The sequence below is a fragment of the Gilliamella sp. B3367 genome, from assembly GCF_026536825.1.
GTDB classification, from domain to species: Bacteria; Pseudomonadota; Gammaproteobacteria; order Enterobacterales; family Orbaceae; genus Gilliamella; species Gilliamella apicola_E.
This window is the reverse complement of record NZ_JAFNNJ010000006.1, coordinates 1-12696: the sequence shown is the minus strand read 5'-3', so window position 1 is coordinate 12696 and position 12696 is coordinate 1. Positions and strand designations below refer to the sequence as shown.

Below are 12696 nucleotides of genomic sequence, written 5' to 3'. Positions count from 1 at the left end.
AAGCCGTATTATGTATTGATACGGTTTTTTTATGGCAATATATAACTTATATTGTTAATCAGCGTTAAGGTAACAGTACCAAACCTCGTTAAGGTTATAGAGATTAAATAAAGGAGCCAAATTATGTCTAAACAGCAAATCGGTGTTATTGGAATGGCCGTTATGGGGCGAAACCTTGCACTTAATATCGAAAGTCGAGGATTTTCAGTATCAATTTATAATCGTTCTAAAGATAAGACAGAACAAGTAATGGCTGAACATTCTGATAAACGATTGGTTCCTTATTATAGTATTGAAGATTTTGTTAACTCATTAGAAAAACCACGGCGTATATTAATTATGGTGCAAGCAGGTAAAGGAACAGATGCCGTAATTGATGAGCTGAGACCTTTATTAGATAAAGGGGATATCATTATTGATGGTGGTAATGCTTTCTTTGAAGATACTATTCGTCGTAATAAAATGTTATCCGATGAAGGCTTTAATTTTATAGGAGCAGGTGTTTCTGGCGGTGAAGAAGGTGCATTAAAAGGACCTTCAATTATGCCTGGTGGTCAAAAAGAGGCGTATGAGTTAGTTGCTCCGATTTTAGAAAAAATAGCGGCTAAAGCGAATGGTGAACCATGTGTGGCTTATATCGGTCCTGATGGAGCAGGACATTACGTTAAAATGGCGCACAATGGAATTGAATATGGTGACATGCAATTAATTGCAGAGAGCTATAGTGTACTAAAACATGTTGTTGGTTTAACAAATGATGAGCTTGCCGATGTGTTTGCTGATTGGAATAAAGGCGAATTAGACAGCTATTTAACTGAGATAACAGCGGACATTTTTAAATATAAAGATGAAAATGGCGATTATTTGGTCGATATGATCCTTGATGCTGCTGGTAATAAGGGTACCGGAAAATGGACAAGCCAAAGTGCATTAGATTTAGGTGAGCCTTTATCTTTGATAACTGAATCTGTATTCGCTCGCTATATTTCAGCGATTAAAGATCAGCGAGTAGCTGCATCAAAAGTGCTTAAAGGGCCGGAAAAAGTAGCTTTTACAGGGGATAAACAAACTTTAATTGAAAAAGTACGTAAAGCACTTTATATGGGTAAAATTATCTCTTATGCGCAAGGATTTGCACAGTTAAAAGCTGCATCAGAACATTATAATTGGCAATTAAATTATGGTGAAATTGCAAAGATTTTTAGAGCAGGATGTATTATTAGAGCGCAATTTTTACAAAAAATTACTGATGCTTATACTGAAAATAACAATATTGATAACTTACTGTTAGCACCATATTTTCGTAAAACGGTTGAGGCTTATCAACAATCATTACGTGATGTTATTTGTCTAGCGGTTTCGCAAGGTATTCCTGTTCCTACTTTGTCGGCAGCAATAGCATATTATGATAGCTATCGTTCAGCTGTGCTACCTGCTAATTTAATTCAGGCTCAGAGAGACTATTTTGGTGCTCATACCTATAAACGTATCGATAAAGAAGGTGTGTTCCATACTGATTGGTTAAATATTGAATCTTAATTCTGATTAAGATCTGTTGTTGTATTCGATGTATGAGTGCAAAATCAGTTGCACTCATACAAAATTTATCCATCTTTTATATCCAATCTACCCAAATTTTTCTCAAATTAATCATCGAAAGACTTGCAATTATTAGCGTTGGCCTTGTCAAGCAAATTTATTTTTTAAATAAACTAGAAAAACACAATATATGGTGTATAATTTACTAATATTTACTACATATAGTGTTTTCTAAAGCGATGTGAAAATCCGAGTTTATATCAAAAGGCCCATATTTTAATAAAAAATCAATAGTTTTGAATAGCCACAACAACTATTAAGGTTGATATAAAACTCATGCCAAGCGCTAACTATTAATGAATATTGAGGAGTATATATGCCCGTAGTAATCAAACGTGATGGCTGTCAAACTGCATTTAATGAGGTTCGTATTAAAGACGCTATTATAAGAGCAGCTGTTGCGGCCAATGTTAATGACCCAGACTATTGTGCCTCCGTTGCTCGCGTTGTGACCAATCAAATGATGGATCGTGAAAGTGTTGATATCAATGAAATTCAAAATGTCGTTGAAAATCAACTTATGTCAGGGCCTTATAAAAAATTGGCAAGAACTTATATTGAATACCGACATGATCGTGATCGCGCGCGTGAAGAACGTAGCCGTTTGAATCAAGATATTCGTGGCTTAATAGAACAAAGTAACGTTGCTATTTTGAACGAAAATGCGAATAAAGATAGTAAAGTTATTCCAACTCAACGAGATCTATTAGCGGGTATTGTTGCAAGACATTATGCTAAACAATATTTGTTACCTAAAGATATTTCTCGTGCACATGATTGTGGTGAAATTCATTATCATGATCTCGATTATGCGCCATTTTTCCCAATGTTCAACTGTATGTTAATTGATTTAGACGGGATGTTAACAAACGGTTTTAAGATGGGTAATGCTGAAATTGAGCCACCTAAATCTATTGCAACTGCAACTGCGGTAACCGCTCAAATCATCGCACAAGTCGCTAGTCATATTTATGGTGGTACAACCATTAATCGAATTGATGAAATTCTAGCAAAATTTGTGACTATCAGTTATCAAAAGCATAAAAAAGTTGCAGAAGAGTGGGATATTCCAAATCCTGAAGCGTATGCAGAAAGCCGTACGCAAAAAGAGTGTTATGATGCATTTCAATCTTTAGAGTATGAAGTTAATACACTTCATACTGCAAATGGACAAACGCCTTTTGTTACTTTTGGTTTTGGTTTAGGAACCAGTTGGGAATCACGACTTATCCAAGAATCAATTTTAAAAGTGCGTATAAAAGGGTTAGGAAAAAATCATAAAACAGCAGTATTTCCAAAACTTGTTTTTGCTATTAAAGATGGTATTAACCATAAACAAGGTGATGCTAATTATGATATTAAACAATTGGCATTAGAGTGTGCTAGCAAACGTATGTATCCAGATATTTTAAATTACGATAAAGTTGTTGAAGTAACTGGATCATTCAAAACACCAATGGGATGCCGAAGCTTTTTAGGTGTTTATGAAGAAGACGGACAACAAATTCATGACGGCCGTAACAATTTAGGTGTAATTAGCCTTAATTTACCTCGTATTGCAATTGAAGCAAAAGGTGATGAAGCTCGTTTTTGGGAAATTTTAGATAAACGTTTAAACCTTTGTAAAAAAGCATTGATGACGCGTATTGCTCGCCTTGATGGAGTAAAAGCACGTGTTGCTCCGATTTTATATATGGAAGGGGCGTGTGGCGTTCGATTGAAAGAAGATGATAGTGTTTCTGAAATCTTTAAAAATGGCCGTGCGTCAATTTCATTAGGTTATATTGGTCTACATGAAACACTAAATGCACTATACGGAAACCAAACCCATCCATTTGACAGTGAAACTTTACGCAAAAAAGGTATAGCAATAGTTGAACACTTAGCTAAAGCTGTTGACCAATGGAAGAAAGAAACAGGCTATGGATTTAGCTTATATAGTACACCAAGTGAAAATTTATGTGACCGATTCTGCCGTTTAGATACAGCTCAATTTGGTATTATTCCTGGAGTAACAGATAAAGGTTATTATACGAATAGTTTCCACCTCGATGTTGAGAAAAAGGTTAACCCATATGAAAAAATCGAGTTTGAAAAACCTTATCCAGCAGTAGCTAGTGGCGGATTTATTTGTTATGGCGAGTATCCTAACATGATTAATAATGTTAAAGCATTAGAGGATGTCTGGGATTACAGCTACACTCGTGTACCTTATTATGGCACTAATACCCCGATTGACGAATGTTATGAATGCGGTTATACCGGTGAGTTTTCATGTACTAGCAAAGGATTTGTTTGCCCTAGTTGTGGTAACCATGATTCGTCAAAAGTTTCTGTGACTCGCCGTGTTTGTGGTTATTTAGGAAGTCCTGATGCTCGTCCATTTAATGCCGGTAAGCAAGAAGAAGTAAAACGTCGAGTTAAACATTTGGATAATGGCCAAATAGGCTAAAAAATTAATTTTGTTATTATGAATTATCATCGTTATTATCCTGTTGATGTTGTTAATGGCGAAGGGACTCGTTGTACACTTTTTGTAGCAGGTTGTGTACATCAATGTCCTGGCTGCTATAACAAAAGCACATGGGGAATAAACTCTGGTAAGCCATTTACACAATCACTTGAAGATCAAATCATTAAAGATTTACAAGATACCGAAATAAAACGCCAAGGATTATCACTTTCTGGTGGTGATCCTTTACACCCTAAAAATGTGCCAACCATTTTGAAATTAGTTAAACGAGTAAAAGCCGAATGTGATAATAAAGATATTTGGTTATGGACAGGTTATAAACTTAATGAATTAACCGATGAACAGCAATCTGTAGTGCCATATATTGATGTCTTGATTGATGGAAAATTTGTACAAGATCTCGCTGATCCTAAACTATTATGGCGAGGTAGCAGTAATCAAATTATCCATCGATTCAAATAAATTTATTGTAATTTATGCAGATTTAACAGATAAGAAATCGCTTCACGATAGTTGATTTCGAGATTTTCACTACTTGATGATGTAATATGCAAATCTGTAATTTTTCCATTATCGATTCCATAAACCCAACCATGTAAATTAACCTTTTGACCACGTTGCCATGCTGCTTGAATAATGGTCGAATGCCCTAAATTATAGATTTGTTCAATTACATTGAGTTCACATAAAATATCCATTCTAATATCAGCAGGAAACTTACCAAGTAAAGAACTGTTGCGAAACCATAAATCACGGATATGAAGTAGCCAATTATTAACTAGGCCCAAATCGGGATTTTCAACTGCGGCACGGATACCACCACAATCTAAATGACCACAAACAATAATATCTTCGATTTTAAGTACATCAACTGCGTATTGGACAACTGAAAGGCAATTTAGATCCGTATGAATCACTTGGTTGCCAACGTTCCGATGAACAAACATTTCACCCGGTTTTAGTTTGATAAGCTTTTCTGCTGGAACGCGACTATCGGAACAACCGATCCACAAAAATTTAGGATTTTGCGCAACCGCGAGCTGTTTAAAGAATTCAGGATCTTCCTGTGCTATCTTTTCTGACCATTCATGATTAAAGCGAATTAGATCGTTGACATCAAACATAATGCCTTTTCCTTGTTATATTTCATTTTTTATAAATTAAATTGTTTTGATATGTTGAATTTTACTTTTCATAATTAATTTACGCCACAATGGTGTAGTCAGTATTTTAGCCTTGATAATTTTGCTATAAAGCTTTAAGCGTAATGGAATTGTTTTTTGATAATAACGCTTATTTGGTTTTGCTATACCACTATTTAATATCTTGCTTAAAATCTCTGCGCTATCAAGCGCATAACTAATACCTTCTAATGAGCTTGCGCTGATGAAACCTGCTGCTTCACCGATTAAAAAGATATTTTCATTGCCTGTATAAAAATCTTGGAAGCGATTTGGATAAACCACAAGACATTTTTCAGTTTTTAACGGTTCTCCAAAAATAAACCCTTGCTTTGTTAGCTTTTCTTTCAACGATTCAAAGTGTTGATTCGCGGTTTTTTTGGGGAAAGCACCACCAAAAATGAAATATCCATCTTTAGAAATACTCCACGCATAACAATTTGTTGATTGATTATCAAAAATACATGTATTAAAAGGACGTTGATGTTTTTCAGTAAACCATTGTTGAATAGCAACATATTGTCTGATGGAATGATGAGGATAACGCATTCGTCTAACAATCGAGTTAGCGCCATCTGCACCAACTACATATTTAGCCGTAATTTTGTGTTCGATTTTATTTTCATCGATGTAAGTAACTTGATATCCATCGATTACTCTTCTGATTTCTTTACATAGTGTGTTATGTAAAACATTAACAGTGTTGGGAATTAATGATTTTAACCATAGGTCAAATTTATGTCGGTCAAAACTAACATAACTACGTTGATAATTACGAATAAGTTTGGATTGAAGATCGATCGTTTTAACGCTAAAAATTTGTGGATCAGTCAATATATCAGTAGGTAAATTTAACTTTTGTCGCACAAATGCTTTTTGAGCGTCATCTGCTAATAATCCACCACAAGGTTTATGAAAACCCTCATTACCAGCTTGATGCTTTTTATCTAATGCAATAATTTTAAAAGATGGGTTAAGTAGACGTGCGAGGGTACTACCTGCAGGTCCAAGTCCAATGATAGCAATATCGTAATCCATATTATTGTATTGTTTGATTTATAAGATTGAATATTATCTATTTTACCATACTTCGATAAAATTGTAGTGAATAGGAAAATAAGGAAATTAATCAATTTTAGTAAAAAAAGTTGAGGAACGGGGTTTTTGAAACCTATTTATACTTCTTACTAGTTGATTTAAAAACAAAATTAAGAATTTTTTATTTAATATTTATCTGATTTTGTATGGGATAACAAATTATTTATTGATAATAAATAATTGAAATTATTTTGTTATGGATTGGTGATGACAAATATAGTCACCATATTTTGATAAAATTCATTTATCTATTAGTGAATAACTTTTATAATAATCGCCATTTAAAATGAATAAGAGTTAACAATGGAAAAGTTTCACGTTACAGGCCCAACTTCTTTAAATGGAGAAGTTGTCATTTCTGGCGCTAAAAATGCGGCGCTACCTATTTTATTTGCTGCAATTTTGGCTGAAAAACCAGTTGAATTACAAAATGTTCCCAAGTTAAAAGATATTGATACTACACTGGAACTTCTTGAGCAATTAGGCGTGAAATATCAACGGAATGGTTCTATTCATCTTGATGCAGGTCAGATTGATAACTATTGTGCGCCTTATGAACTTGTAAAAACGATGCGAGCTTCAATTTGGGCTCTAGGTCCTCTTGTTGCTCGATTTGGTCAAGGGCAAGTTTCATTACCAGGTGGATGTGCAATAGGTGCAAGGCCAGTAGACCTACATATTACTGGACTACAACAATTAGGTGCGACAATTACTTTAGATGAGGGGTATGTTAAAGCTACAGTTGATGGTCGTTTAAAAGGCGCTCATATTGTAATGGATAAGGTTAGTGTTGGTGCGACAGTTACTATTATGTGTGCAGCAACTCTAGCTGAAGGTAAAACGATAATTGAAAATGCTGCGTGTGAGCCAGAAATAGTTGATACCGCAAAATTTTTAAATATGTTAGGCGCTAAAATCACTGGTGCCGGTACTATGCGCATTGAAATTGAAGGTGTTGCTAGTCTTGGTGGTGGTGTACACTCAGTCGTTTCTGATCGTATTGAAACTGGAACATTTTTAGTTGCTGCAGCTATTTCACGCGGCAAAATAACTTGTCGTAAAACTGATCCAAGCTTACTTGATGCTGTATTATCAAAATTGAAGGAAGCGGGAGCCAATATTGAAACTGGCGAAGATTGGATTTGTTTAGATATGCAAGGTAAACGAGCAAAAGCCGTTAATATTCATACTGCACCTCACCCAGGTTTTCCAACTGATATGCAAGCCCAATTTTCATTATTAAACATGGTGGCAGAAGGCACTGGAATTATCAAAGAAACAATTTTTGAAAATCGTTTTATGCATGTACCAGAACTTATTCGTATGGGAGCTCATGGCGAAATCGAAGGTAATACTCTGATTACTCATGGTGTTGAGAAACTTAGTGGAACTCAAGTAATGGCAACTGATTTACGTGCTTCTGCGAGTCTAGTTTTGGCTGGATGTATAGCTGAAGGTTCAACAATTGTTGATCGTATTTACCATATCGATCGTGGTTATGATAATATTGAAAATAAGCTGAGAAAATTAGGCGCTAACATTGAACGTGTTAAATAGTTCTATTTTTAACATTTTGTGAAGACAGTTAGTTGATAGGAAGGGGTGTAATATGACAAAGCAAGCATTAGTTTTTTTATCAAATGGCTGTGAGGAAACTGAAGCCGTGACAACAATTGATTTGTTGACACGAGCTGGAATTAAAGTTACCTATGCAAGTATCACTGAAGATAAAATAGTTCAATGTTCTCGCGGTGTCACTATCCTAACTCAAAAAACGTTTTCTGAAGTTAGCGATATTCATTTTGATGCGATTATTTTACCTGGTGGATTAGTTGGAGCTGAAAACTTTCGAGACTCTCAACAATTAATTGAAAAATTAAAGCAATCTCATCAAGCCGGGGTTGTTATTGCAGCTATTTGTGCAACCCCAGCGATGGTTCTTCAACATCATAATTTATTCCCGAATGCATATATGACTGGTTATCCATCAACCAAAGATGCTATTAAAAACTGGAAATCGGATCGAGTTTATTTTGATGTTCAAAATAGAGTTATTACTAGTCAAGGCCCTGCAACTTCAATTGATTTTGCTTTAAAAATTATTGAAGTTTTATTAGACAAAAAGATTGCAGCCGAAGTAGCTGCGCAATTGGTGCTTCCACAAGGGATAGAATCCTACCAATAAATAGGTAACAAATGTCAAAATCACATTTGTATGAAAAATTAATTAAAAAGGCGACATTGAGTGCAGTTTTAATTTCTATTTTCCTTATCATTATTAAATTAATTACGTGCTGGTTCACTGGCTCAATGAGTTTATTTGCATCACTGTTGGATTCAAGTATTGATTTGCTTGCATCTGGGCTTAACTTTTTCTTAGTCGGTTATGCATTAAAACCTGCTGATGATGATCATACTTTCGGTCATGGAAAAGCTGAATCATTAGCCGCATTAGCACAAAGTGCTTTTATTATTGGTTCGGCGACCATTTTATTATTATCAAGTATTAAATCTATTATTCATCCAACTGCAATAGAGTTCCCTTTATTCGGTATTATCGTATCTATGATTTCGGTTGTTGTGACTGCCACATTAGTTTTATATCAAAAGCATGTGATAAAACAGACAAATAGTAAAGCGATTCAAGCAGATATGTTGCATTACTCATCAGATTTGTTTATGAATATCGCAGTTATTATTGCACTATTTTTAAGCTGGTATGGTATTACGTATGCTGATGCCTGTTTTGCATTCTTTATTGCGTTATATATTTTTTATAATGCTTGTAAAATAGCCTATAGTGCAATTCAAGACTTATTAGATAAGGCTTTACCTGAAAGTGATAACCAAAGAATTAGTGAAATTGTCTCTTCTTATTCAAATGTGCGTGGTTTTCATGATTTGAAAACTAGGCAAGCAGGCCCGGTGAAGTTTATACAACTACATCTTGAATTAGATGATGATATGCCATTAATAAAAGCTCATGCAGTTGCTGATACAATCGAAAAACATATCTCTAAAGAATTTGCTCCAGCAACAGTGATTATCCATCAAGATCCGATTTCTGTTGTTCCTCTTGAAACAAATCAGCTGAAAAACTATTCAAAATAGCTTCTAAACTTTATATTGTTAGTTATTTATTATGACTTTATAATAGCCAAAGGTTTATAAATTGGAGTTATTTTTTATGATAAAAAAAATAGGTATTTTAACCAGTGGTGGTGATGCGCCAGGGATGAATGCAGCTATTCGTGGAGTTGTGAGAACTGCGTTAACTGAAGGCTTAGAGGTTTTCGGTATCTATGATGGTTACTTGGGTCTTTGTGAAGATCGCATTGTCAAGTTAGATCGTTCTAGTGTTTCAGATATCATTACCCGAGGTGGAACATTTTTAGGATCAGCTCGATTTCCTGAATTTAAAGATCAAGAAATTAGAAAAAAAGGGATTGCTAATTTAAAGAAACATCAAATTGATGCTTTAGTGGTTATCGGTGGTGATGGTTCATATATGGGTGCGATGCGATTAACTGAAGAAGGTTTTCCATGTATTGGTTTACCTGGCACCATTGATAATGATATCCGAGGAACTGATTACACGATTGGTTATTTTACTGCATTAAGTACAGTTGTTGAATCTATAGATAGATTGAGAGACACTTGTTCTTCACATCACCGAATTTCTGTAATTGAGGTTATGGGGCGAGATTGTGGTGATTTGACATTAAGTGCTTCAGTAGCTGGCGGTTGTGAATTTATGATCATTCCTGAAGTTTCTTATACTAAAGAAGACTTAATTGAAGAGATAAAATTAGGTTTTGCTAAAGGTAAAAAACATGCAATTGTCACTGTTACTGAACATATGTGTGATGTAAACCAATTAGCAAAAGATATTGAAGCAGCAGTACATCATGAAACGCGAGCAACTATCCTAGGCCATGTACAACGCGGTGGTTCACCTGTACCTTATGATCGAATTTTAGGTTCACGTATGGGGGCTTATGCGGTTGAATTACTCATTGATGGTCATGCTGGACGTTGCGTCGGAATTCAAAATGGTAAATTGGTTCATCATGATATCATTGATGCTATCAATAATATGAAAAGACCATTTGATATGGATCTTTACAATACAGCGAAACGTTTATTCTAAATATTGCTCCATTGATAATCTAATAAGATGTGGATAATTGATATACTATGGTTTGATTTTGGTTTATCAATTATTCACTTTATAAGTTTAAAACTATTTTTTTAATAAATTCCAACAAATTTTTCTTTTCTTATTTAATTAATTTCGATGAAAATCATACTAATTGAGGAATTTTATGACATTACAATATAAGCAAGATAACGATCGTTTCTATGTGTGTAATGACAATAATCAAGAAATAGCAGAAATGACGTTTACTCGAATTGGGCAAGATAAAGCAACCATCAATCATACTTATACAGATCCTAATTATCGTGGACAAGGAATAGCAGATAAGTTACTTGAGCTTGTGATAAAAACATTAAAGCAAGAAAAACGTGAAATCATACCTTTATGTTCTTTTGCTGCGAGTAAGCTAGACAACTAATTGTGTTTATATTTGATAAATATTTGTAATTTTTTCAGAAATTTGTCAAGAAATATTTTGTGCATTTTCTAAAATAATACTAGTTTTTATCTTGAAATTTTGTGCTAATGTATAGCAAATTTTCTTTGTTATGTTTTGATAACTGAAATGACAATAGTCAAACCCCAAAAAATTCATTCTATTCATGTATTGCGTGGCGTAGCCATCATTATGATTGTTTTTAGCCATTGTTTAGGTGTATTTAAAAATAGCCATTTAATTGCTAATAGTTATTTATTTTCTTTTTTAAATTTATTTGCTTTTAATTTCACAACATTTTTTGTATTAATTGCGGGGTTTTTATTTCAGCATTTAACTTATAAATATAATGTAAAAGCGTATTATTTATCTAAGTTTAAAACAGTAGTTTGCCCATATATTTCTGTATCGATATTTTGTTTCCTATATTTTCATTACCAATATCTATCCAGTTTACCTATATTTTCGCTAACGGAACCAAGTTCGAGTACTTCAATCATTAAAATGATGTTGACCGGAACCCAGCTTTTACCATTATGGTTTATGCCGATGATTATCATTATTTTCGCAATTAGCCCTTTATTATATAAATGGTCAAAAAAAAGTTTGATTATCGTAGGGTTAGTTTCGATGTTCTGGGTAGTTATGTTCACGAAGCCTGATTATACTCAGCCATTGCTAAATTTATTGCATTATGGACCTGTTTATTTGACGGGAATGATGATAAAGCAAAATTATGAAAAAATTATGAAACTAGTTAAAGATAATTTAGTTTTGGTGATTTTCTTTTTTGGTTTATGCTTTTTTATTCCATTTGCTTATCGCTATGTTGATCATCTTTGTGTTGAAAAACTTTATTACGATACATTACAAAAGATTATTTTATTTATTTTAGCACTTTATTTTTTGGATAGCTTGAACCATAAAAATAATGAAAGTAAAACATTTAAGTTTTTTTCTTTTATGGCAAATGTTAGTTTTCCCATCTATTTTGTTCATGAAATTATCGTAATCCTTTTAGAGGCACAATTACTGAACTCACCTTTTGGATACATTATCAAAACAGATAATGGTGAATTAGCATCACTTGGTGCTATTAGCTTTTTAATATGTACATTAACTATAAGTGTTCTTGTTGCGTATACCATTAAATTAGTATTCAAAGATAAAGCAAAATATTTGATTGGTGGTAATCGTTAATATTTATGATAGTTAAACGAATACTTGATAGAAATTATGTGTTTTTATGGTTCAAAACATATAACAATATGTATATTGAAGCAACGTTTTGATTTTTCGAATTTTTATAGTAACAATTTTTGCTTTATCTAGAGTATATCAATATTGCCGCTGAACAAATAAAAAACAAACGGAATTCTAAGTGTGATTTTTCACTTGCCAAAAAAAAAGAAGTGCCTATAATGCGCATCCACTGACACGGCGTCAGCGAAAGCAGGCGATAATGAAGTTGGTGAACAAGATCAAATTTTTTAAAAAAAGATCTTGACGAATAAAAAGGTGTAGCGTAGTATACGCAGCCTTTGAGACAGCAAACTGAAGCAAGAAATTGTGAAGTTAACTTAAAGCTGTCAGCTCTTTAAAAAGAAGAAACAGACAATCTGTGTGGGCACTTGCGAGACGAAAAATTAAAAGTCTACGGACTCAAAAAATTAAGTCTTGATAAGTGACACTGAAGATTCATTTGAATTATGTCAGAGACAGTTATTGAGCATCAAACTTTAAATTGAAG

General features: G+C 33.7%; 11 protein-coding genes. 9 read left to right on the top strand and 2 right to left on the bottom strand.

Annotated elements, in window-relative coordinates; translation table 11 throughout:
* Positions 1 to 123: 123 nt before the first annotated feature.
* The 3 genes from gndA to nrdG all read left to right on the top strand — a co-directional run bounded on the left by gndA (position 124) and on the right by nrdG (position 4534).
* The gene (gndA, locus tag J3U23_RS09170) at positions 124 to 1539 is read left to right on the top strand and encodes an NADP-dependent phosphogluconate dehydrogenase (RefSeq protein ID WP_267339082.1); all 1416 of its coding nucleotides are present in this window, start codon (positions 124 to 126) and stop codon (positions 1537 to 1539) included.
* A gap of 376 nt (positions 1540 to 1915) precedes the next feature.
* Positions 1916 to 4051 (top strand): anaerobic ribonucleoside-triphosphate reductase, encoded by a 2136-nt coding sequence (gene nrdD, locus J3U23_RS09165; RefSeq protein ID WP_267339081.1) that lies wholly within the window; start codon positions 1916 to 1918, stop codon positions 4049 to 4051.
* 18 nt (positions 4052 to 4069) lie between these two features.
* Positions 4070 to 4534, top strand: coding sequence for an anaerobic ribonucleoside-triphosphate reductase-activating protein (gene nrdG / locus J3U23_RS09160; protein WP_065562863.1), 465 nt, complete (start codon positions 4070 to 4072; stop codon positions 4532 to 4534).
* A gap of 2 nt (positions 4535 to 4536) precedes the next feature.
* Here nrdG and can read toward each other — a convergent pair whose 3' ends face one another.
* Both can and J3U23_RS09150 read right to left on the bottom strand, forming a co-directional pair.
* On the bottom strand, positions 4537 to 5196 hold the full coding sequence (gene can / locus J3U23_RS09155; protein ID WP_065562862.1) for a carbonate dehydratase: 660 nt from the start codon (positions 5194 to 5196) through the stop codon (positions 4537 to 4539).
* A 36-nt stretch (positions 5197 to 5232) separates the two neighbouring features.
* Positions 5233 to 6291, bottom strand: a complete 1059-nt coding sequence (locus tag J3U23_RS09150; protein WP_267339080.1) for an FAD-binding protein — start codon at positions 6289 to 6291, stop codon at positions 5233 to 5235.
* Positions 6292 to 6654: 363 nt separating this feature from the next.
* On the opposite strand from J3U23_RS09150, the gene murA reads away from it, so the two are divergent.
* From murA to J3U23_RS09120, 6 genes are all read left to right on the top strand, one after another.
* Entirely contained in the window at positions 6655 to 7908 is a 1254-nt protein-coding gene (gene murA / locus J3U23_RS09145) for a UDP-N-acetylglucosamine 1-carboxyvinyltransferase (RefSeq protein ID WP_065734915.1), read from the top strand.
* 52 nt (positions 7909 to 7960) lie between these two features.
* Complete coding sequence (locus tag J3U23_RS09140) at positions 7961 to 8536, top strand: DJ-1 family glyoxalase III (protein ID WP_267339079.1); 576 nt, start codon at positions 7961 to 7963, stop codon at positions 8534 to 8536.
* A gap of 11 nt (positions 8537 to 8547) precedes the next feature.
* A complete protein-coding gene (locus J3U23_RS09135; RefSeq protein WP_267339077.1) occupies positions 8548 to 9462 on the top strand; it encodes a cation diffusion facilitator family transporter in 915 nt (304 codons plus the stop codon).
* Between the two features lie 76 nt (positions 9463 to 9538).
* Entirely contained in the window at positions 9539 to 10501 is a 963-nt protein-coding gene (gene pfkA, locus J3U23_RS09130; protein ID WP_065562788.1) for a 6-phosphofructokinase, read from the top strand.
* A gap of 175 nt (positions 10502 to 10676) precedes the next feature.
* Entirely contained in the window at positions 10677 to 10928 is a 252-nt protein-coding gene (locus tag J3U23_RS09125; RefSeq protein WP_065734913.1) for a GNAT family N-acetyltransferase, read from the top strand.
* Positions 10929 to 11075: 147 nt separating this feature from the next.
* Positions 11076 to 12146 carry an acyltransferase gene (locus tag J3U23_RS09120; protein ID WP_267339076.1) on the top strand — a complete coding sequence of 357 codons (1071 nt, stop codon included), beginning with the start codon at positions 11076 to 11078 and terminating at the stop codon, positions 12144 to 12146.
* The last annotated feature ends 550 nt before the right edge of the window (positions 12147 to 12696 follow it).

What these genes read in the sequence shown, in the direction of transcription:
- can (WP_065562862.1), bottom strand. Translation starts at nt 5,196, where the DNA reads ATGTTTGATGTCAACGATCTAATTCGCTTTAATCATGAATGGTCAGAA.
- nrdG (WP_065562863.1), top strand. Translation starts at nt 4,070, where the DNA reads ATGAATTATCATCGTTATTATCCTGTTGATGTTGTTAATGGCGAAGGG.
- J3U23_RS09135 (WP_267339077.1), top strand. Translation starts at nt 8,548, where the DNA reads ATGTCAAAATCACATTTGTATGAAAAATTAATTAAAAAGGCGACATTG.
- murA (WP_065734915.1), top strand. Translation starts at nt 6,655, where the DNA reads ATGGAAAAGTTTCACGTTACAGGCCCAACTTCTTTAAATGGAGAAGTT.
- J3U23_RS09140 (WP_267339079.1), top strand. Translation starts at nt 7,961, where the DNA reads ATGACAAAGCAAGCATTAGTTTTTTTATCAAATGGCTGTGAGGAAACT.
- pfkA (WP_065562788.1), top strand. Translation starts at nt 9,539, where the DNA reads ATGATAAAAAAAATAGGTATTTTAACCAGTGGTGGTGATGCGCCAGGG.
- J3U23_RS09150 (WP_267339080.1), bottom strand. Translation starts at nt 6,291, where the DNA reads ATGGATTACGATATTGCTATCATTGGACTTGGACCTGCAGGTAGTACC.
- nrdD (WP_267339081.1), top strand. Translation starts at nt 1,916, where the DNA reads ATGCCCGTAGTAATCAAACGTGATGGCTGTCAAACTGCATTTAATGAG.
- J3U23_RS09120 (WP_267339076.1), top strand. Translation starts at nt 11,076, where the DNA reads ATGACAATAGTCAAACCCCAAAAAATTCATTCTATTCATGTATTGCGT.
- gndA (WP_267339082.1), top strand. Translation starts at nt 124, where the DNA reads ATGTCTAAACAGCAAATCGGTGTTATTGGAATGGCCGTTATGGGGCGA.
- J3U23_RS09125 (WP_065734913.1), top strand. Translation starts at nt 10,677, where the DNA reads ATGACATTACAATATAAGCAAGATAACGATCGTTTCTATGTGTGTAAT.